This window comes from Neisseria sp. P0001.S005 (assembly GCF_051963715.1).
The window spans coordinates 1-215 of sequence record NZ_JBQCTZ010001152.1 but is presented as its reverse complement, the minus strand read 5'-3'; the positions used below and the strand labels follow the sequence as shown (position 1 = coordinate 215).

Sequence of the window (215 nt, the reverse complement as noted above, 5' to 3'; positions counted from 1 at the left end):
TCAAACGGGTTCATCGACATTTTGACATTACCGATATCCACATCGGAACCATCGGCTTTCACACGAACTTTGACGTTGTAGTCCACTACGCGCTTTACTGCGACCAGTGCTTTCATTCAATTCTCCTAAAAAGAATGCCCATCAAATCTAGCATACTGCTTTTGATACATTCTTTATATAAAATCCAATTCGGTTTTCACCAACATGATAAAACC

Annotated in this window: 1 pseudogene; it reads right to left on the bottom strand. The window is 39.5% G+C overall.

The window, feature by feature from the left end:
• Positions 1 to 116, bottom strand: a pseudogene (locus ACTHSP_RS24375) (EtfB protein); the annotation flags it as partial.
• Positions 117 to 215: the final 99 nt, after the last annotated feature.